This is a genomic window from Undibacterium sp. KW1 (genome assembly GCF_009937955.1).
In the GTDB taxonomy this organism is placed as follows: domain Bacteria; phylum Pseudomonadota; class Gammaproteobacteria; order Burkholderiales; family Burkholderiaceae_D; genus Undibacterium.
The window spans coordinates 2,073,673-2,094,691 of record NZ_AP018439.1; the positions used below are offsets into that span (position 1 = coordinate 2,073,673).

At 50.1% G+C, this 21,019-nt stretch carries 19 protein-coding genes; 9 read left to right on the plus strand and 10 right to left on the minus strand.

Translation table 11 applies throughout. The features are described from left to right. Positions 1 to 9: 9 nt before the first annotated feature. From UNDKW_RS09190 to UNDKW_RS09205, 4 genes are all read right to left on the minus strand, one after another. Positions 10 to 1,125 (minus strand): ABC transporter permease, encoded by a 1,116-nt coding sequence (locus tag UNDKW_RS09190; RefSeq protein ID WP_162058454.1) that lies wholly within the window; start codon positions 1,123 to 1,125, stop codon positions 10 to 12. A gap of 9 nt (positions 1,126 to 1,134) precedes the next feature. Beyond that, positions 1,135 to 2,073, minus strand: a complete 939-nt coding sequence (locus UNDKW_RS09195; RefSeq protein ID WP_162058455.1) for an ABC transporter permease — start codon at positions 2,071 to 2,073, stop codon at positions 1,135 to 1,137. Positions 2,074 to 2,123: 50 nt separating this feature from the next. Continuing rightward, positions 2,124 to 3,956: an ABC transporter substrate-binding protein gene (locus tag UNDKW_RS09200; RefSeq protein WP_162058456.1), complete on the minus strand. Its 1,833-nt coding sequence runs from the start codon at positions 3,954 to 3,956 to the stop codon at positions 2,124 to 2,126. Between the two features lie 74 nt (positions 3,957 to 4,030). Then, positions 4,031 to 5,809 (minus strand): ABC transporter substrate-binding protein, encoded by a 1,779-nt coding sequence (locus UNDKW_RS09205; RefSeq protein WP_197893126.1) that lies wholly within the window; start codon positions 5,807 to 5,809, stop codon positions 4,031 to 4,033. Positions 5,810 to 6,906: 1,097 nt separating this feature from the next. On the opposite strand from UNDKW_RS09205, the gene UNDKW_RS09210 reads away from it, so the two are divergent. The 5 genes from UNDKW_RS09210 to UNDKW_RS09230 all read left to right on the plus strand — a co-directional run bounded on the left by UNDKW_RS09210 (position 6,907) and on the right by UNDKW_RS09230 (position 11,149). Beyond that, on the plus strand, positions 6,907 to 7,578 hold the full coding sequence (locus tag UNDKW_RS09210) for an energy transducer TonB (RefSeq protein ID WP_162057875.1): 672 nt from the start codon (positions 6,907 to 6,909) through the stop codon (positions 7,576 to 7,578). 188 nt (positions 7,579 to 7,766) lie between these two features. Beyond that, entirely contained in the window at positions 7,767 to 8,642 is an 876-nt protein-coding gene (locus UNDKW_RS09215) for a MotA/TolQ/ExbB proton channel family protein (RefSeq protein WP_162058458.1), read from the plus strand. Between the two features lie 200 nt (positions 8,643 to 8,842). After that, positions 8,843 to 9,277 carry a biopolymer transporter ExbD gene (locus UNDKW_RS09220; protein WP_162040807.1) on the plus strand — a complete coding sequence of 145 codons (435 nt, stop codon included), beginning with the start codon at positions 8,843 to 8,845 and terminating at the stop codon, positions 9,275 to 9,277. A gap of 14 nt (positions 9,278 to 9,291) precedes the next feature. After that, on the plus strand, positions 9,292 to 9,726 hold the full coding sequence (locus tag UNDKW_RS09225; RefSeq protein ID WP_174247581.1) for a biopolymer transporter ExbD: 435 nt from the start codon (positions 9,292 to 9,294) through the stop codon (positions 9,724 to 9,726). Between the two features lie 169 nt (positions 9,727 to 9,895). Continuing rightward, positions 9,896 to 11,149, plus strand: a complete 1,254-nt coding sequence (locus tag UNDKW_RS09230) for a tetratricopeptide repeat protein (RefSeq protein WP_162058459.1) — start codon at positions 9,896 to 9,898, stop codon at positions 11,147 to 11,149. A 73-nt stretch (positions 11,150 to 11,222) separates the two neighbouring features. Here UNDKW_RS09230 and UNDKW_RS09235 read toward each other — a convergent pair whose 3' ends face one another. From UNDKW_RS09235 to UNDKW_RS09245, 3 genes are read right to left on the minus strand one after another with little or no spacing between them, the layout of a single operon-like run. Then, positions 11,223 to 12,227, minus strand: a complete 1,005-nt coding sequence (locus UNDKW_RS09235; RefSeq protein ID WP_232063317.1) for a GGDEF domain-containing protein — start codon at positions 12,225 to 12,227, stop codon at positions 11,223 to 11,225. Positions 12,228 to 12,245: 18 nt separating this feature from the next. Further along, positions 12,246 to 13,100 carry an HDOD domain-containing protein gene (locus tag UNDKW_RS09240; RefSeq protein WP_162058460.1) on the minus strand — a complete coding sequence of 285 codons (855 nt, stop codon included), beginning with the start codon at positions 13,098 to 13,100 and terminating at the stop codon, positions 12,246 to 12,248. Then, the gene (locus UNDKW_RS09245) at positions 13,097 to 13,417 is read right to left on the minus strand and encodes a hypothetical protein (RefSeq protein WP_162058461.1); all 321 of its coding nucleotides are present in this window, start codon (positions 13,415 to 13,417) and stop codon (positions 13,097 to 13,099) included. Before UNDKW_RS09245 ends, UNDKW_RS09240 begins: the two co-directional genes overlap by 4 nt. Before the next feature lie 300 nt (positions 13,418 to 13,717). Here UNDKW_RS09245 and UNDKW_RS09250 point away from each other — a divergent pair, with 300 nt between their 5' ends. Further along, positions 13,718 to 14,335 (plus strand): DUF1345 domain-containing protein, encoded by a 618-nt coding sequence (locus UNDKW_RS09250; RefSeq protein WP_232063318.1) that lies wholly within the window; start codon positions 13,718 to 13,720, stop codon positions 14,333 to 14,335. Between the two features lie 56 nt (positions 14,336 to 14,391). Here the strand turns inward: UNDKW_RS09250 and UNDKW_RS09255 are convergent, their stop codons facing one another. After that, the gene (locus UNDKW_RS09255; protein ID WP_162058462.1) at positions 14,392 to 14,850 is read right to left on the minus strand and encodes a hypothetical protein; all 459 of its coding nucleotides are present in this window, start codon (positions 14,848 to 14,850) and stop codon (positions 14,392 to 14,394) included. Between the two features lie 213 nt (positions 14,851 to 15,063). Here UNDKW_RS09255 and UNDKW_RS09260 point away from each other — a divergent pair, with 213 nt between their 5' ends. Further along, on the plus strand, positions 15,064 to 16,302 hold the full coding sequence (locus UNDKW_RS09260) for a nucleoside recognition domain-containing protein (RefSeq protein WP_162061857.1): 1,239 nt from the start codon (positions 15,064 to 15,066) through the stop codon (positions 16,300 to 16,302). Positions 16,303 to 16,345: 43 nt separating this feature from the next. Here UNDKW_RS09260 and UNDKW_RS09265 read toward each other — a convergent pair whose 3' ends face one another. Together UNDKW_RS09265 and UNDKW_RS09270 are read right to left on the minus strand one after the other, a co-directional pair. Beyond that, complete coding sequence (locus UNDKW_RS09265; protein WP_162058463.1) at positions 16,346 to 18,139, minus strand: M14 family metallopeptidase; 1,794 nt, start codon at positions 18,137 to 18,139, stop codon at positions 16,346 to 16,348. A 36-nt stretch (positions 18,140 to 18,175) separates the two neighbouring features. Beyond that, positions 18,176 to 19,483, minus strand: coding sequence for a TRZ/ATZ family hydrolase (locus tag UNDKW_RS09270; protein ID WP_162058464.1), 1,308 nt, complete (start codon positions 19,481 to 19,483; stop codon positions 18,176 to 18,178). Positions 19,484 to 19,627: 144 nt separating this feature from the next. On the opposite strand from UNDKW_RS09270, the gene UNDKW_RS09275 reads away from it, so the two are divergent. Together UNDKW_RS09275 and maiA are read left to right on the plus strand one after the other, a co-directional pair. Then, complete coding sequence (locus UNDKW_RS09275) at positions 19,628 to 20,323, plus strand: fumarylacetoacetate hydrolase family protein (protein ID WP_162058465.1); 696 nt, start codon at positions 19,628 to 19,630, stop codon at positions 20,321 to 20,323. Between the two features lie 8 nt (positions 20,324 to 20,331). After that, positions 20,332 to 20,988 carry a maleylacetoacetate isomerase gene (gene maiA / locus UNDKW_RS09280; protein ID WP_162058466.1) on the plus strand — a complete coding sequence of 219 codons (657 nt, stop codon included), beginning with the start codon at positions 20,332 to 20,334 and terminating at the stop codon, positions 20,986 to 20,988. Positions 20,989 to 21,019 lie beyond the last annotated feature (31 nt).

Here is a 21,019-nt window from a genome sequence, read left to right on the forward strand (position 1 = left end):
GATCTGTCCTTATTTCAATTTTGGGTCAAGCGCATCGCGCAAGGCATCGGTGAACAATGAGAAGGCTGTTACCAGCACAGCCATCGCTGCAGTTGCGGCAACCAGTTGCCACCATTTACCCAAAATTAATTCATTCTGCGCTTCATTCAGCATACTGCCCCAGGACACCACACCAACCGGCACACCAAAGCCCAGGAAACTCAGGATAACTTCAGATTTGATAAATCCGACGACAAGGATGGATACCTGTACCAGTGCCACATGGCTGACATTCGGGAAGATATGCACGAACATCTTGCGCCAGTGCGAAGCACCAATGGCATCTGCCGCCCATACATATTCACGCGCCTTGTGTTTCATGTATTCAGCACGGATCAGGCGGAAAGGCCCAGTCCAGCCAGTGAATGCCAGGATCAGAATGATGGTGGTCACGCCTTTTTGCTGCAATACAGCCGCGACTGACAGTATCAACAACAGGTAGGGGATGGAAGTGAAAATGCTGTAAAACCAGTTAAAGAAATCATCAACTTTGCCGCCAAAGTAACCGGCCAGTGCACCAAACATGGTACCCAGCAGGGTCGCCAGGAAAGCGGCGACCAGACCAACAACGATGGAAGTCTCTGCACCCTTGATGGTTTTCTTGATGATGTCGTGTCCCCATTTGTCAGCACCAAAGGGCAGGGTGGTCAGGCGTTCGCCCACGACAGCCTTTCCAGACTTGGCCAGCTCAGCGCGGATTTCTGCCATTTCCTTTGCCAGCGGATCAGGGATGCCGTAGTCATTGACGATGACGGCCTGGTCCGCATCTGGTTGCTTGCGCAATTCACGGATGATGTCCGCCAAAGGGTCAAGTGGATTCTCTGGCGGCGGCGCTTCTACCTCTGCCTTGGCGACCGGGCCTGTATCGGCACCGACAAAGCTGGGTGGCGCATAACTGACGCCGCTTTCTTGTTCCCAGTCAGAGGCGATGATGCCAGTCGCGGACAGTATCAGCGTCAATAAAAACGCAGCTACGATTGCCAAGGCAATCATGGCGACCTTGTCAGCGCGCAAACGGCGCCAGGCCAGTGCCCACAGTCCGGGTGAAACTGCTTGTACAGTAGGATTTGTGATAGTCGTGCTCATGAATGATCCTTATTTCAACTGTACGCGTGGATCAACCGCCTGGTACAGCAGATCGGTCAACAAATTAAAAAACATGGTGGCTGCTGCGACATACACGGTGATCGCTTTGATCACGGGAAAGTCACTGCGCTCCACTGCCAGTATCACTTCACGGCCTATGCCAGGGATGGAGAAAAAACGCTCAATCAGGAAGGCACCAATCAGCAAGGCCGGCAGGTTGGACATGACATGGGTGATGATAGGTATCGATGCATTACGCAAGACGTGCACCCATTTCACGCGGCTTTCGCTAACACCCTTGGCGCGGGCGGTACGCACATAATCCTGGTTCACTTCATCCAGCACAAAGGTGCGGAACAGGCGCAGGTTAGGTGCCACACCCACGGCCAAGGCAATCAGGATAGGCAGGGCAGAGTACTTGAACAGGTTCTCGGCAAAATGATTACCCCAGCCCTGTACCGGGAACAGCCCCAGTTTGTAGGCAAAGAAATACTGACCAACGATGATATAGACCAAAATACTGACCGACATACCAACGGTACAGGCGATCATCACGCCACGGTCTGTCAATGAACCACGCTTGAAGGCAATTGCCAACGCCAGCGCAATGGCGATGATTGTTTCGATAATCGTCAGCGGTATCAGTACTGTCAGTGAAGGGCCAAGGCGTGTGCCTATGATAGAAGACACGGCCTCACCAGTACTCCAGCTATTGCCAAAGTTGAAGGTGACGATCTGCTTGATAAAAATCCATAACTGTACGTAGTAGGGCTGGTCGATGCCCAACTGGGTACGGATATTGGCAATCTGTTCGGCATTCGACATCTTGCCTGCCAGGATGTAAGCCGGGTCGCCACCCACCCAGTTGAACAGGAAAAACACCAGCAGGATGACACCCAGCATCGTCGGTGCCATCTGCCATAAGCGGCGCAGTATATAAGCGGTCATGTTTGTCTCTCGGTTTTCAAATTTCAGTTAGTCTGCGGCTCATTTTTTGTCTATTTATTCTTGTCGATGTCTATCTGCATCCATTCTATATGCATGATGGGGTGTTTCTTGTGCCCTATCACGCGTGGCTGTGACAGCATCATGCGGTGGCGGGCATAACCCAGGCGCTGGGCTGCATACAGTTCCATGATGCGTGTCATCTTGTGATACAACAGGTCGCGTTCTGGCCCCGGAGCCAGTTTTTGTGATTGCTCATACAGCTTGTCATATTCAGGAATGGTGACACAGCCATTATTATTCATGTGGATGTTTTTGCCGTAAAACAGCTGCATGAAATTGTCGCCATCGGGATAGTCCGCTATCCATGGCGAAATGCGCTGCATCAACTGGCACTGCTTTTCAGCTTTGAGGATTTCAGCAAAAGGGCGGAATTCGGCGCGCATCCTGATGCCTATGCCGTCATAGGATTTTTTCCAGACTTCAGCCTGCAAATGGCCGCGTGATTCGGTCTGGGCAGTGTGCACAATTTCCAGCGGGCTGCCATCTGGCATGGTGCGATAACCATCCTTGCCTTTTTTGTAGCCAAACTTGTCGAGTAGGGCATTGGCAGCGGCAGGATTGTATTGGATGCTGCTTTTGTAGTTAGGATCATGCCCCACGACGCCAGGAGGAATAGGATATTGCAGGGGAATAGCATGACCATTATCGACGATGCGAATTTCTTCTTCGACATTGTGTGCCATGGCCATGGCGCGGCGCAAGGCGACTTTCTCTTTGCTCAGGCCGCCAAACACCGGGTCTTGCATATTCCAGTAATAGATAGTCAGCTCAGGATCGACAATGCGCGACATCTGTATGCCGCGTTTGACAAATTCAGGTTTCAGGTCAGGACCATTCAATACCTGAGGTGCCAGGCCGCCGTAGAGCTGGAACAAATCAATTTCATCTTTCTGGAATGCCAGCAGGCGAGACTGATCTTCCAATATCACATTGACGACAACGCGACCGATTTGCGGCATGCGCTTGCCTTTCATGGCCGCGATGATTTTTTGGTCGTTCGGGTCAGAGCTGGCCTGGAAATCCCATATCGTTGTATGGAAATCCGGATTGGCATCCAATACCATTTTTGAGCCGCGTACCCATTCAGTCAGTTTGAAAGGGCCAGTGCCGACCGGGTTTGCCATGGCGGCACCTTGTACGTCCTGGTATTTTTCTATGACCTCACGTGCGACAGCAGACATGGCGGTGTAGGCCAGTATCATGGGCAGGTTGAAGTCCGGACGCGTCAAGTGTATGCGCAAGGTATATTTATCGACGACTTCCAGGCCGGGTACCTTGGCTGAATAATCAAACTTGCCGGATTTCTTTGCCTGTGCCGCCAGTTGATCCAGCCCCGCGATCTTGTCCTCTAACAGCCAGACATGGGTAGAAGCGATTTTCGGGTCCATGATGCGTTTGAATGAATATACATAGTCATCCACCGTCAGTTCACGTTTTTTGCCATTGAAGGCTGCATCAGGGGTGAAGTAAATGCCTTTCTTCAGCTTGATGGTATAGGTTTTTCCATCGGCAGAAATCTCTGGCATGCCATCGGCTGTTTCGGGAATGATTTTTGCCGGGCTCGCCAGATAATCGTAAGTGAACAGACGCTCGAAAATCGCTTCATTGATGGCGTTGGAGTACAGGTCACGTGTTGCAGCAGGATCAAAGCCAGTCTCGGCAACAGGGAAAATGGTGCGTAACACTTTTTCCGGATCAGCAAATTCAGGTTTGGCGGCCTGCGCCTGCAAGGGCAGGGTAGATGACATCAGACCGGCTAGTACCAGACAGATTGCCATACCTGTTCTGGTCAGCTTGTGCTGAAACGGATGAGTGGACTTCATTGACAAATTCTCCTGCTATTTTGTGCGATGATAAAAAGTGCGTATTGAATCAAACTGAATCTTTAGAGCCGGGCTTAATGTTTTTCTACATCAATGAATGCCCAGTCAGAATGCAAGATGGGATGTTTTTTATAGCCAGTAATCCAGGGGCGGTACAACCAGCTACGGATGCGGGAAGTGTGCACGATCCATGGTGTATCAGCTTCAACCTGACGGTTCATTTGTGCATATACCTTATTACGCTCCTCACCCAGCGGCAGCGATACTGCCTTGCGGAACAGTGCATCATAGGCGGGCGACTCATAGCAGGCATGGTTGCCTGCACCGGCTTTGGGGCCGTAGAGTAATTGCAGGAAGTTTTCGCCATCAGGAAAGTCGGCATTCCAGGCACCACCCCACATATTCAACTTGCAGGCGGAAGCCGCTTTCAGATTGTCAGCGAAATTACTGACCGGGAATTCGATGCGCAAGCCGATTTTATCCAGGCCACGTTTATAAATCTCAGACTGAACTTTATAGATGGCAGCGGGTTCCACGGTTTTTTTGAGGGTGAGCGGGCTGCCGTCAGGATTATTTCTGTATCCATCCGCTCCACGTTTATAGCCAAAATGGTCGAGCAGTTTATTGGCCAGCTTGATGTCGTAAGCCAGGCTGCTGCGATAGGCAGGGTCATAGCCAACTACGTCTTTAGGAATAATCATTTCCGAGCGTATGGCCTGTCCCAGGCGCATCTGGGCGATTTCATCCTCATAGCTGTAAGCCATGCCTATCGCGCGACGCAGGGCGATTTTTTCCTTGGTGTAGCCGCCAACAACGGGGTCACGCATATTGAAAATTGTAAATACAATACCAGCATCTGTGACCCTGTCCATCTTGATGCCCTGATTTACCAGCTCAGGTTTTAATGCAATTCCATCCAGTGCTGCCGTTGCTGCACTTTGCGGCAGCTTGTCGATATCCAGTTGCGAATCCTGAAAAGCCAGCCAGCGCGATTGCTCTTCTTCTATGATGCTGATATCGACTTTCCCCACCTGAGGCATTTTCTTGCCCTTCATTTGCTTGACGATTTCTTCATCGCGGGCGCTGCCTGTCGATTTGAAATCCCAGGTGTAGCCACGGTATTCCGGGTTGGCGGTCAGCACGATCTTGCTGCGCGGCAGGTATTTCTCCACCATATATGGCCCGGTGCCGACGGGGTGCAGCCCAGTTTGGTCACCATAAGCTTCGATGATTTCTCTCGCCACGGCACCAAAGCCACCATAGGCGACGACGTACAGAAAATTGTAATCAGTCGCTTTTAATTCTATTCTTAATGTGTATTTGTTAACGGCTTTCAGGCCGGCAACAGGTACATCATAATCAAATTTACCTGTTTTCTTTGCCTTGGCTGCGACATCATCGAGGCCCACAATCTTGCCTTCGATGAAGCTGGCATTTGGCGAACGGTTAACCGGGTCAAGCAGGCGCTTGAAGGTGTAAACATAGTCTTGCGCGGTCAGCTCATGTTTTTTACCCTTGAATGCTGGGTCGGGAGCAAAGTAAATGCCGGGCTTGATCTTGAAGGTAAATACTTTTCCCTGTTCGGTCACCTCTGGCATGCTTTCTGCTGAAAGTGGGAGGAGACGGGCGGGGCGGGAGAGGTAGTCATAACTTAGTAAAGGCTCGAAGATGGCCTCGCTGACCCAGCCAGAATAGAAATTCTGGGTTTTAGCCATGTCAAAACCGTCATCCGCAGCTTCAAAGGCTTGTCTGACTACTTTATTGAGGTCCGCAGGATTGGCTGCCTGAGCAATTTGCAAGGGAAATGTCGATAGCAGCATAGTGAAAATGCAAGCAACTGTCTGGTGACGCATGAACATTCTTTAACCTCATTGTCTGGTAAAACAAATTCGTCTGGCGAGTTTGATCTGTGTAAGCATGGATCAGGCCCGGTAGGCAAAACGCAGTTTTGTATGTTAAAACCAGGACGGAACACAAACCGTATAGATTAATTTACATATTGCAGGTGCAAATTAATTTTCTTCACTATTTGCCTGGCAGCTTTTTCCGCTTCAGTTTTAAAAAGCCGTAACCATAACGCAAGAGTCTTATCGATGGGAGAAGGAAAGAAATTTTTATTTCATTGTCGAATTGTACGGTGTGACAATTCTTTTCAATTTTGGGTTTTTGAGTGCATTTTGGCAATGGGGGCGCATCGTTAACGGGATTATGATGGTGCCGCGCACCATTGTGGTGCGATATTCGCACACAACTTTAGATAGTTTGGCGCCTGAAAAAGGGCTCAAAAAAAATTAAATTCTGGTGAGTGAGGGTCTGGGCGAATTTCTCAATGTAATGAAGTGTAAAAAAAGCTGCATTGAAATAATTTATGCTGCATAGCACAAGAAATTAGGTTTCCTATGCGGGTGGTTTTTTGGCAAAATGCGCCATGTTGTTTTTTGGCGGAGCTTAAAGTAAAGCACTTGACAGTTTCTGGGCATAAGTGGTTTTATGCGCCTTCGGAAAAATTTCTGACGACTAAATTTACATTTTCCATGCGGTAAGTTCGTGTTTTTTTACATGGGAACATAATTAGTTGTTCTGATAAAGATGAAATGACTGTAGCGTCTGACTTTGCTGCAGGTAATAAAAATTTTCTGCTTTGCATCGCTGGTGTAGCCATTTACGGCACGGAGAATCTGGTAGCGGAAATTGATTAATATTTTTTATTACCTGGTCAGGTATATATGGCCTCAGTAGAAGCTGGTGCTTTGGTTGTAGGCAGAATTAAATGAGTCAGTTTTATCAAAAACCTCGATTTATATTTTGACGAGCCCGCAGCTTATGAATTTATAAGTGGTTTTGTATCGGTATGGCTTTTTATTGATTCACAGCATTTATAATCACTTTTTTGTTTGAGATGTTTTGACTTGCGTCAGACAGTTGACCTTGTGGTAGTGGAGGAGCAGTAATGGATTTTTCAAATCGCCAGCAAGAGCCGGGGAAGAAGTTTGTAGGCTTAGGGCTGGTTATCGCATTTCACGTACTGGTGGTATATGCCCTGGTATCTGGATTGGCGCGCAAAGCGATGGAAGTGGTGATCAAGCCAGCAGAAGTCAAGCTGGTAGAAGAAGTGAAGCCACCGCCACCACCGCCAGACACCCCGCCGCCGCCACCGCCAAAATTGTTGGCCCCGCCGCCACCGTTCATTCCGCCACCGGAAGTCCAGGTCCAGCAGCCGGTTCAGCAACAGCCAGCGATATCAGCGGTATCGAATGTCAAGCCAGAAAACCCGACATTCACCAAGACCCAGGCCCCACCTGCACCAGTTGCAGAAACCAAGGCCACAGGTCCCGTCACGATACCAGGCGTGATCGACTTCAACGTCGGTGGATGCAAACCGGAATATCCGCGTGCCTCCCTGCGTAATGAAGAAACCGGCACCGTCCTGTTGTCCGTCCTGATTGGTGCAGATGGTTCTGTTGCCGACGTCAAGATCGACAAATCCAGCGGCTTCCGCGGTCTCGACAATGCGGTTAAATCCCAGTTGATGTCAGGTTCCTGCAAAAACAAACCAGGTACCGTCGATGGCAAACCACAACAGACCTGGGCCAAGGTTCAGTATGTATGGAAGCTCGAGTAATCAGGAATCCCAGGCAAGAGCAGTCGATCTACCAGACTGCTCTACCCAAGAAAATGAAGCAAGAGATGGTTCAGATCGATTCGTAAAAGATAAGTACCAGGCAACAAACAAACCAAGTAATACATAAGTAATACATAAAAACAGCAGTAAGCAATACCAACCTTATTTTGTTAAAAGGAAGCACCTCAATGAAAACCCGTTTCTCCGCATTCCTGGCTGCAACACTCCTGGCCTTGACAGCCGCCGTTGCCGTCGCCCCTGTTTCTGCACAGGAATCCGCCTCCGCTGCCGCATCTACACCAGCCCCTGCTGCTGAAGCAGCCCCGGCACCAGCCGCTCCAGCAGACGCTGGCGCCCCGGCAGCACCAGCAGCCGCCAAAGAAATGGTAGAAAACCCATACGGTCTCGATGCTCTCTGGAAAACCGGTGACTTCGTTGCCAAAGGCACCCTCATCATCATGGTCATCATGTCCATGGGCAGCTGGTACATCCTCATCACCAAAATCATTGACCAGGTCAAACTGTCCGGTCAAGCCACAGATGCCCGTTCCAAATTCTGGAAAGCAGCCTCTGTCCAAGCCGGTGCCGCTTCTTTGAAAGAAGGCAGCCCATTCCGCTTCATCGCTGACTCTGGCATCAAAGCCACAGAACACCATGAAGGCGCGCTGCTCGAACAAATCGATCTGAACACCTGGGTCTCCATGTCCATCCAGCGCGCTGTCGATAAAGTTCAAAGCCGCCTGCAAGACGGCCTGGCTTTCCTGGCGACAGTTGGTTCCACAGCACCGTTCGTTGGTCTGTTCGGTACCGTATGGGGTATTTACCATGCGCTGACAGCGATTGGTATGTCCGGTCAGGCCTCTATCGACAAAGTGGCGGGTCCTGTTGGTGAAGCGCTGATCATGACCGCGATTGGTCTGGCTGTCGCTGTTCCTGCTGTATTGGGTTACAACTTCCTGGTCCGTCGCAACAAGAGCGCTATGGAAGAAGTCCGTGCCTTCTCCGCTGACCTGCACTCCGTTGTTCTGTCCGGCAATATGGGCAAAACGGCTGCCAAGAAGTAATTCGGTTGTAAACTGACAGAACCAAGACCCTTAACCACAGAGGCGCAGAGGAAGGAAAGACTTCTTGCAAGAAGTCTTCGTTCCGCAGGCGAGTGGCATGCCACTCGAAACCCCTGCTGCACCACAGAGAAAAGAGATCTTTGTGTGTCTGTGTTGAGAGGTCTTAAGGGTTAAAGCGTAACATCGAAAGAGAACACATTATGGCAATGGCAATTGGTAATGATGGAGATGGTGAAGACGAAGTCAACAGCACCATCAACACCACCCCGCTGGTCGACGTCATGCTGGTATTGCTGATCATCTTCCTGATCACCACCCCGGTGATTACAGATACGGTCAAGCTGAAATTACCGGCAGAAACCAACGTGATTTACAAAACCAAACCGGAAAACATCACCCTGTCGGTGAACAAGGATGGTGATCTGTACTGGAACGGCAGCATGAAGCCGCTGGCAGGCACGGATGCCCTGTTTGAAAAGCTCAAGGTAGAAGCAGTCAAGATCCCGCAACCTGAGTTGCATATCCGTGGAGATCAGAATACCCGCTATGAGTTTATTGGCAAAAGTATCCTGACGGCACAACGTGCCGGTATCGCCAAGGTCGGTTTCGTGATTGAACCGCCTCCACGGAACTAAGTAAAGGAAGCATTATGGGTATGCAAATTGGTTCCGGCGGTGGCTCAGCCGATCCGGAAGTGATGATAGAAATGAACATGACGCCGCTGATTGACGTCATGCTGGTATTGATCATCATGTTGATTATTACCATTCCTATTCAGAATCACGCAGTGAACCTGAATATGCCGACAGGCACGCCACCGCCACCAACAGTAGAACCAGTCGTCGTCAATATCGACGTCGATTTTGATGGTACGGTGTCCTGGAATGGTACGGCAGTCGATCATGCACAGCTGGAAGCGAAATTGGCTGAATCGGCAGCAATGCCTGCAGCAAACCAGCCAGAGATCCACCTGCGTCCGGTTGCTGTTGTACCTTACAAATCCGTGGCTGCGGTCATGGCAGCGGCACAGCGTCTTGGTGTGACCAAGATCGGTATGGTCGGGAATGAGCAGTTCCTGAAGTGATAAATAAGCACTTCGTGACATTTTCGGCGTATCAATGCTGAGTTATTAAGGTATGATAGAAAATTGGCAGGGTTAACCCTGCCATTTTTCATATTCACGGGTTGGGCTTTGCGTATTTCCAAGCTGCAATCCCAAAGTTTATTAAATTTATTGATTGAGAGATCAACATATGAAGCAACTTCGCTTGTCTCGTATTGCTGTATTGTTTGCAGCTATTGGCTTTGCCGCCGCTCCAGAATTAACAAATATCGCAGCAAATCAAGCTTATGCTCAAGAGTCCTTGCGTCCTGAGATTGCCAAAATTGTGCACGGCGCTGGTGAATTGTACAAAGCGAAGAAATTCAGGGAAGCGCTGTCCAAGATTCATGAAGCCGACAGCGTAGGCGGCAAGACAGTCAATGAAAATTTCACGATAGAGCGCATGCGCCTGTCTATCGCTTCTGCTGCTGGTGATAATGACACCGTGATCCGTTCAGCAGAAACCATCGTTTCTGCAAACAAGCTGGGTGGTAAAGAGCAGTTGCAAATGATACAGGTGCTGGCGAATGGCTATTTCAAAGCCGGTAACTACGGCAAAGCTGCACAATGGTATAACCGTTATTATGCTGATGGCGGTACAGATCCTTCGCTGCGTCCTTACCTCACACAAGCCATGTTGCAGAGCGGTGACAGTGCAAAGGCCATGAAGGAAATCAATGCTGAACTGGCAGCAGATGAAAAGGCAGGCCGCACACCAAGTCTGACCAATCTGGAATACCAGTCCAATGACGCATTGAAGCGTAAAGACATGGCTACCTATTCCAGTGCGCTGGAAAAAATGGTCGCCTACCATGGCAAGAAAGAGTACTGGGTCAACCTGCTCAATAACATCGAGAGAAAGCCAGGCTATTCCGAGCGTTTCAAACTCGATTTGATGCGCCTGAAACTGGCTTTGGGTCAAATTACCAAGAGCGCTGACTACATGGACATGTCCTTGTTTGCTATCCAGGCTGGTTTCCCGGCAGAAGCAACCAAAGTCATCGATGCAGGCTACAAGGCTGGTGCACTGGGTGAAGGCAAGGATGCCGACCGTCACAAACGTTTGCGCGACATGGCAAACAAGACCCAGGCAGAAACTACCAAAGGCCTGGCAGCTAGCGAAGCTGAAGCCAAGGCAGCCAAGGATGGCAATGCACTGGTCAATATCGGCTATGGTTATGTGACTGCCGGTAATTACGACAAAGGCATCGCCATGATTGAAGAGGGCATAGCCAAAGGTGGCCTCAAGCAGGAAGATGATGCCAAATTGCACTTGGGTATTGCGCAACTGCAGGCAGGCAAAAAAGCCAATGCAATCAAAACACTGAAAACGGTAAAGGGAACAGATGGCTCAGGCGATCTGGCACGTTACTGGGTGATTTACGCGAATCAGTCTGGCAAATAATGCGTGACCTGATGTAAAAAACAAAGGCGCCTTCGGGCGCCTTTGTTTTTTACTTATCTTTATCGTTTTAGTGTCAACTGGCGACTTGATTGCGCCCGCTGTCTTTGGCGCGATACAAAGCCGCATCAGCACAACTGATGAGCTCATTGCTATCTTGGCCGGTGCTCAAAGTTGCTACACCAAATGAGCCGGTGATATGCGGCAGTGGCTTTTGACGATCAATAAATACCTTGGTTTTTGCCAGGCGGTTGCACAGTCTTTGCGCAACCCCCAATGCTGATTTATGATTGGCACCAGGTAGTATAACCATCATTTCTTCACCGCCGTAGCGGGCTGCAAAGTCACTGGGGCGCAAGCCTGCATTCAATACTTTTGCAGCCGTTTGCAAGGCATCGTCACCCAGCAAATGGCCGTGCTCATCATTAAAGCGCTTGAAGTGATCCAGATCAACCATGATGATGCTCAGGGCTGCGCCAGTAGCATGGGCATGCTGCACCATGCCAGGCAATTGTGCGTTTAGCCAGGCGCGGTTATGCAAGCCAGTCAGCCCATCTACCATCGATAGCTGGCGATAGAATTCCCCCACTTTCTGACGGCTGCGAATTTGTGCATTAGCTGCACGTATGCGGAAAGACAGCAGTTGCAAGAGATTGCGGGCAACACCATTGGACTCATCAATCAGGCGCCACAGGGTTTCTGCTTCTATCAGTAATAATTCGCTTTCACTGATGGCAGAGATGGTTGCTGAATGAATTTCTTCATCCAGAACCGAGATTTCGCCTACGCATTCACCCGGCAGATACTGCGTGATGGTATTTTCCAGCTGATTGCTTTCTTCGGTAATGCGGCTGACGCCGAGTGCACCTTTGAGTACGATATACAGTTTCGCTCCTGAGCTGTTGGCGTCCAGTACAACCTGGCCAGTATAGGCGCGAACCACCCTGCAATCCTTGATGATGTCGGCAATAAGTTGTCTGTTGTCTTCGGTAATGTCGCGGAAAAGGTGGATATCCTCAATACGATAATCCGTTTCCCTGAAAAGCTTGAGTCGTTCCAAAATCGTTTTATCCAGATACATGAGGCAAATATAAGAGTGTCAGAGTACGATCTGATCCATGGCATCGAAACGCATTTCAGTTTCGCGAAAAATGCTCAGGTAGTCAGCTTCACCAAGCCCTAGCGTATCCCAAGCAGCCTGCAACAGCAAGGGCAGGATATCGTTTTCATCCTGGGCAAGGTCAAGTGCGTGCACAATTGCATTTGCTACATGTACGACCGAAGCAAGTACGTTCAGGTTTTCTTGTTCAGGATGATGGTGACCGCGTATGGCATCACACACTGCCTCAGAAAAGTTCCAGTGTGTTGCCAGTGCCAGCCCTGCATCGACATGATCGATGTGCAGGATATGCCGTTCAGCTTCGATGAGCAGACAATCTGCCTCTTTTTGATAACGCAGAACCTGTTCATAATTCGCCGGGTAGCAGGTCACCAGTACCAGCTTGCCTATGTCATGCAACAGACCCGCAGTAAAGGCAAAATCATGCTTCATGTGCAGTGCACGCGAGATCAGCTCAGCACAAATCGCTGTGGCAATGCTGTGACGCCAGAATGCCTTGAAATCAAATGCAGGACATTTCTCAGTAGGAAACTTGTTCGACAGGGTTGTTGTGCGAATCAGGTTTTTTACATTCTTGACACCCAGCATGGCAGTCGCCTGCTGCAAGGTCACTACTTTGGAGTTATTGCCATAGTAAGACGAATTGGCCAGCCTCAATAATTTCGCCGTGATTGATTGATCAAGGGCGATTTTTTCAGTCACCATGTCCAGGCTGCTTTCTTCATCATCAAGATTTTGCAGCATCTCCATCGCAACTTCTGGCAGGGTGGGCAAGTCCTTGATTTTTTTTACCACGTCTTCCAGTTGTACCTTGAATTCATTGATATCGGTCATTTGGCTTCCCCTTTACGGTAGTCAATGACGTAGGACTTCAGTATGTTCGCTGGCTCAGCATCACCCGCCTGGCGAAAGATTTTTTCTATGCGGTTTAATTTTGTCGTCAGATATTCAAGCTCTTCATGCTCGGCACCCACTTCGCCCTCGACCGTCAATTGATGAATATCGTGATGCGCAATTGCCTGGAGCATGCGCTCTGTCAACGTTGTGCCTGCGGGTAGCAAGACGTGGCCAACTTTATCAAGCAAATCATCGGCCAGCACTGTCCCCGGCGTCACCTTGGAAAGTGGCAAATAGCGGTAATGTCTGTTCATGGTGCTTGCCTCACTGAATGAGCGTGCTGCGTTATCAGAGACGTATTGCTTCAGTGTAATAAAAATTTACTTAAAAGGAAGTCGATTTTTTATTAAGACGCATGCATTAACCTGACCCGGTGATGAATATGTCCGAATATCAATTGATAATGAATATACTACACCTGTTGCATCTGCATGTTTGATTCTGGCGGCTGCCTGTATTTACAATATGAAGTTTCGTAATTTTCATGCATCATTTCTCATATTTTTGATCTGACAGGATTCATCATCAAACAAATCATCCAACGTCGCCCGCGTTTGTTACTTACCTTGGCTCTGGGCAGCCTGGCAGCGGTATTGTTGCCTGGGGCGCAGTCCCTGATCACCCGTGCCCTTTGTGGCTGGAATGTAGCCGTGTGGACTTATCTTTTGTTGATGGCCTGGCTGATGATGGGGGCAGACAAGCATGCTGTACGTAAGATGGCGCAGCAGGAAGATGAAAGTGCAGTAGCTGTATTGGTATTGATGTCACTGGCAGCAACCCTGAGCCTGCTGGCCATCATCCACGAATTATCCGGTATGGCAGGTGCCAGTAGAGAGGAGAGGGCGATCAAATACTTGTTTGCCTGCAGCACGGTGTTGGGTTCGTGGCTGTTGCTGGGGGTGATTTTTTGTTTTCACTATGCATTGCAGTTTTATAACGCTCCACCAGACAAGCCAGCCTTGCGTTTCCCGGAAGAGGAGTGCATACCAGATTTCTGGGACTTCCTGTATTTTTCATTCACCATCGCCGTTGCCGCACAAACTTCTGATGTGACCGTGATGAACAGGCAGACACGCAAGACTGTGCTTGCTCAGTCAGTACTCAGTTTCTTCTTTAATGTGGCTGTGGTTGGTTTTTCCATTAATATTGCTGCCAGCCTGGTAGGTAATTAGGCGAAAAAGAAGCCGCTACAGCAGGTAGTAGCGGCTTCTTTTATTGTCATTATGTTCTAGCGCCAGTGATGATCATGGTGGCGCTCACGTCTTTCTTCACGCCATTCACGTTCGTAACGTCTTTCCTGGTGCCAGCCATGACGGTCACGCCATGGGCGGCCATAGTTTTGCTCTACATAGACATGCTCGACATAGGGTCTGGGAGAGCTCAACACTACAGGTACCCCACCTATACGCATATCCACATTGACACCATAGGGCAGGCGACTACCACTTTGCCAGATGCCACCATTTGCCCAGTACCAGTTACGCTGTGCGGGTGCGTAATATACCTGCTGGGACGGGTAATACACGTAGTTGTAGTTGCGTACTACCTGATGCACAGGAGGCGCAGGGTGCCAGCGGTAGTCCCTGACATAGGCATCGTGAGCAAGCACCGAATTTGCGGTGGCAGCACAGATCAGCAGCGCTGATGTTGCTGACAACAGGCCTTCGATAAGTTGAGTAGCTTTCATGGCATCTCTTCCTTCGTTTTGATGTTCATATAACGCGGCGCAGGGCGATGCGGCTGACAGCAATTTGTGTATGTCCGTACAAAACTGCAAGCAGATGTTACAGGCTGGTGGCATGTCCCATGCCGGGCGTTTATGGCGCCGGATGAAATTTTCATACTACAGCGCAAGCTTTTCATGATAAAAAGCCTGCACACTTATTCCATATTGAATGCCATGTTACTCACCTACATCTGGACAGGTTTTTTTTTGATCGGCTTTATTGCTGCCCTGGCGCAATGGTTGATATTGGGCGATGTAGAAGTATTCAAGCGCATCATGGATGGGACTTTTGAGTCAGCTCGCCTGGGTGTCATGGACATAGCCTTGCCGCTGGCGGGTGTCATGACATTGTGGCTGGGCATCATGAATATAGGCGAAAAAGCCGGGGCGATTGACTTCATCGCCAAAATCATTGGCCCCTTTTTTGCCCGGATATTTCCTGGCGTGCCGCAAAACCATCCGGCCAACGGCCATATGGTCATGAATTTTTCAGCAAACCTGCTGGGCCTGGACAATGCTGCCACACCCTTTGGCCTGAAAGCGATGGAAAGCCTGCAGAGCCTGAACCCCAGCAAGGATGAGGCCAGTGATGCACAAATCATGTTCCTGGTCTTGCATACATCCGGCCTGACATTGATCCCCCTCGCCATCATGGCGCAACGCGCCGTGCTGGGGGCAAAAGACCCTTCAGACATTTTCATCCCCTGCATGATTGCCACTTACGTGGCGACAGTGGTGGGCCTGATTGCAGTTGCCATCAGGCAGCGCATTAATTTGTTTGACCGGGTGATCATGGGCTGGCTGGGTGGTTTGACGAGTTTTATCGTTGCTCTGGTCTGGTATATGAGTCAGCACATGAGCCGTACTGATATTGAAGTGTTTTCCAAAATCAGCGCCAATCTTTTGCTATTCACCATTATCATCAGCTTCATGCTGGGTGCCATGCGCAAGAAAGTGAATGTGTATGAAGCCTTTATTGAAGGTGCCAAAGGTGGCATACAGACTTCGCTGACCATCATCCCTTACCTGGTGGGCATGCTGGTCGCTATTGGAGTCTTGCGCAATTCCGGCATCCTGGGGTTTATCGTTTCCGGTTTTACTTGGCTGTTCACGCAAATGGGGTTGAATACCGATTTTACTGCCGCCTTGCCAACCGCCCTGATGAAGCCGCTCAGCAGCTCAGGCTCACGGGCGTTGATGGTAGATGCGATGAAAACCTACGGCGTGGATTCATTCATTGGCCGCCTGACCTGCATTTTCCAGGGCTCGGCTGACACCACCTTTTATATTGTCGCCCTGTATTTTGGTTCAGTCGGCATACGCAAGACCCGCTATGCCATATCCATGGGCTTGCTGGCTGATTTTGCTGGTGTGGTTGCAGCGATTTTTGTTGCCTACCTGTTTTTTCATTAAAACTTCGCCACATGCAGATGTCTGCATGTGGCAGATCGCAATTTTATTGAGGAACAAAATCCAGCCTCAACACAGGATAAACCTGATAGCGCTTATCCCATGATGAATGACGTTGCGCAAAGAACTCCAGGCGGGCAGATGCGCTCTTGGCAAACTCGGCATCTTCAGCAATACGTTTCTCGAATGCGGCTTTCAATTGCGGATCAGCGGCTAATTGTTCACGCGCGACATCTTCAGCCACATAAGCTTCCATGTATTCCTTGCGCTCAAATGCGCCATTGAACCAGCCCCAATTAACCAGGGCATCGGGTGCCTGCGGTTCAAACAAGCCTGCAACCAGCCTTGCCTTTGCCTGGGCAACAGGAATGAACAAAGCACCTTTACGCAGGCTTTGCGTCTGATTTTGCCATGTTCCCAGCAGCTTCAAGGTTTGCCGTCCTTCAAATGACTGCGCTTGCACGCTGGCCTTGCTGGTTGCGAATTGTTCAGCGGAGATGGCATTCAAGTCGGTATTGAGAATGCGGAATTCTATGCCGTGCTGCTGCAATTTTTCTGCGACCGCTTTGCTGTAGGCGGCAGGTACGATATAACCGCCCTTGGGCAATGTTATTTGCGCATCCGGCACGATCTCATCACGCAGCTTCACTGTCCATACTTGCGGTTTGCTTTCATCATAGCGCGTCATCAATGCGCCAGAAATATCGGACATCGTGCGCGTATAGGCATAACCGCGGAAGTCTATGTCCCGGGTTTTTTCTGTCGTCTTATAAGTAACTGGCAAACTTTGACCAGCCAACTGCGCTGCACGCTTATCTGCCGCTTTGGTAATGGACAGCCATTGTCCGCCATTTGCCGCCACTTGCTCCAGCACTGATATCACAGTGTTGTGGGTGATGCGTACCCGGGTTGGGTAATCTTTCCAGGAATGGGTTTCCACCAGCATGCCAAAACGATTGCGCAAAACTGGATAGCCGCTGGAGAAACGTGGCGTAGGCACGCTGTCCATAAAGCCTGACATGGGATCATCTTCACGCACAAAAGACATATAAAAAGGTTGCGGCAGTGAACCCTGTTTCGCCAGGTCGGCGATGACATTGTCGCGCAAGGTTTTGCCCGCTACACGCAATGCGGCATCGCCTGAATTGATGGGCTCTACCTGTATCGAAATATCATGTTCAAATTTGGCACCATCGGTCACATGTAAATCAATGACGGCCAGAGGGTCCCAGGTGTTGATGAGTTTGAGCATGGCCTGCATTTCAGGCGCATCTGCCTTCACATAATCGCGGTTCAGGTTAAAATTTTGCGCGGTGGTGCGCCAGCCCATTTCTTCGGGGCCGCGCTGATTTGGGCGATTCCATGCACCAAAGCGTTCATGCCCATCGATATTGAAGACCGGGACAAACAATAGCACTTGCTTGTCCAGCACATGTGGTGCGACTTTATTGTCCAGTATCTCGCGCAATGCCAGAAAGCCCGCATCCTTGCCATCTATCTCCCCCGCATGTATGCCGCCCTGTATCAGGGTGACCGGCAAAGCTTGCTTTGCTACCTGTGCAGGTGTGAAAGCACCGCTGCGTGTCGCCAGCAAAGCCAGCATGGGGCGGTTTTCTGGTGTGCGGCCAAATTCCAGGCAGCGTACTTCTTTAGGATAGTTTTTCTGAAAAGCCTGACATAGCTTTTCCACTTCTTCATAGCGCCCGGTCTTTTTAAAACCGCTTTGTTCAGCGATTGTCGTCATTGGCGTTGCTGCCTGGGCGCTCGCCAGTAACAAACTGCCGCCTGCGATCAGGCCACTGATAATGCTGAGTTTAAAAATTGAGTTTACTGGTTTCATACGAAAATCAAAATTTGATATGTTGACATTGAAAGCCTAGGCTGCAGCAACTTTATGCTGCCACCATCTTGCCTTGTCCTTGAGTTGGCCTTCATCCACGGTCTGGAGTTTTCGATCAGCCATCAGGCAGCGTCCACTGACCCAGACGTGGCTGACCTGTTCACGCCCGGCGGCATACACGATTTGCGAGACAGGATCAAACAGCGGCAGGGTTTCAATAGCAGACAGGTCTATCGCGATTACGTCAGCCAGCTTGCCTGCTACCAGACTGCCAATTTGCTGGTCCATGCCCAGGGCTTTGGCACCTGCCAGTGTTGCCATTTCCAGCGCATTACCGGCATTCAAGGCTGTAGGGTTACTGGACACTGCTTTTGCCAGCAATGCCGCCATACGCAAGTCGCCCAGTAAATCCAGTTTGTTATTGCTGGCTGCGCCATCGGTACCTATGCCTACATTGACACCGGCAGTTTGCATGGCATGAATGGGAGCAAAGCCAGAAGCCAGCTTCAGGTTACTGGCGGGATTATGGGCAATGTGCACGCCTTGCTGTGCCAGCAGTTTTATTTCATCTTCGTTCGCATGCACCATGTGCGCAGCAATCAGGCGTGGTGACAACAGTCCCAGATTATGCAGGCGCTGCAAAGGGCGCATGCCATGGTCCCTGATGCTGTCATTGACTTCATCCATGGTTTCATGGATGTGGCAGTGGATGCCCATGTCATGCTTATCCGCCAGCGCGACTATCTTTTTGAAAGTCGCATCTGATACGGTATAAGGCGCATGCGGGGCCAGGCGGAAAGATACACCGCTTTGTCCCTTGAATGCCTGGTGTGAAGCCAGTGCTTTTTCCAGATAGCCATCCGCATCGGCCGCATAGCCGGTAGGGAATTCAAGCACACTGCAACCGACCACGGTGCGCATGCCGGTGTGAAGGCATGCACGTGCCACATCGTCGTTATAAAAGTACATATCATTGATGGTCGTGGTACCACCGCGCAGCATTTCTGCCATCGCATATACACTGCCGTCGAAGACGAATTCTTCTGACACATGCTTTTTTTCGGCCGGCCAGATGTGATTGTGCAGCCAGTCCATCAGACTGAGATCATCTGCCAGACCACGCAACAGCGTCATGGCAGAATGACCGTGCAGGTTGATCATGCCGGGCATGACGGCATGTTCAGGCAATTCCACATGCTGCGCATCAGGGTGCTGCAGGCGTGCCTCAGCACTGTTGAGTATGTCCAGAATTTTTTCATCTTGCATGACCAGTGCATGCCCGCTCAGGACAGTAGCACGTGGTTCTATGGGAATCAGGTATTTGGGATGTAAGCAGGTTTTCATATTATTGGGCTCCACTATTGTTCATGCATTATAACCAGTGTCATTCAATATGGCTTTGGCAAGCCCGTATGGCAATTGCGCCATGTCACAGAGACTGAATGAAAGTGCCATAATACCGTCTGGTATCAGAAATCAGGAGCAGATATGGATTACCTTTTCCCGCCTGTACAGCAAGCCGCCGTACCCATCGCTGGTGGTACAGCGTATTTTCCTGTGCACAGGATTTACTGCGTAGGGCGCAATTATGTAGAGCATGCCAAAGAAATGGGATGGTCAGGGCGTGAACCACCATTTTTCTTCATGAAACCGGCTGATGCCATATTGCCCGTCAAGCAGGGTAGCATCGGTGAAATGCCTTATCCACCCATGACCGTCAATCTGCATCATGAAGTAGAATTGGTTGTCGCCATAGGCAAGGGCGGCAAGAGTATCCGCACTGAAGATGCACTCGGCCACATCTGGGGTTATGCAGTCGGGCTGGACATGACACGCCGTGATCTGCAGGCCGAAGCCAAAGACCAAGGGAGGCCCTGGTGCACATCCAAAGGGTTTGATTTTTCTGCGCCCATAGGCCAGGTCCATAGGGCAGACACCGTGCAAGGCATGGAGCAAGCCCATATACGTCTGGATGTGAACGGACAAGTCCGGCAAAATAGTGATACCAGCAAGCTGATCTGGAGCCTGGCAGAAATCATTTCTTGTCTGTCTGAACTATATACCCTGCAACCCGGCGACCTGATTTATACAGGAACACCAGAAGGTGTGGCAGCTGTACAGCGCGGCGATTTGCTGGAAGCCTCGATCACAGGTTTGAGTGATCTGAAAATCAAAATGGTGTAGGCATTATCATGAAACTATATGGTTATTTCCGCAGCTCTGCTTCATACCGTGTAAGGATAGCCCTTAATCTCAAGGGGCTCGATTATGAGCAGGTAGCGATTCACCTGGTCAAAAATGGCGGTGAACAATTGACGCCAGCTTACCGTGCTTTGAATCCGGATGGGCTCGTACCGGCATTGCAGGACGAACTGGACGGTGAGAGCGCCACACTGACGCAGTCGATGGCGATCATTGAATATCTTGATGAAGTGTATCCTGAAGTCGCCTTGCTGCCATCCGGCGCTCTGGATCGTGCTCATGTCAGATCGCTGGCCTTGTCGATAGCCTGTGAAATTCATCCCGTTAATAATTTGCGGGTGTTGAAATATCTGTCAGGGACACTACAAGTCAGTGATGAACAAAAGAATGCCTGGTACCGTCACTGGTGTGAAACCGGCCTGGCAGTATTGGAACAAAAACTGACTGCCGATCACCGTACCGGCCGTTTTTGTCTGGGCGACACGCCCGGATTTGCAGACTGTTTTCTGATACCGCAAATCGCCAATGCCCAAAGGTTCAATTGCGATTTAACTAGCATGCCTACCATCATGCGCATACATCAGGCTTGCAATGAGCATCCGGCGTTTATCAAGGCAGCACCGGCTAATCAGCCCGATGCAGAATAGCAGGGCAAAGCTGTTGGCAAATATTTTTGCC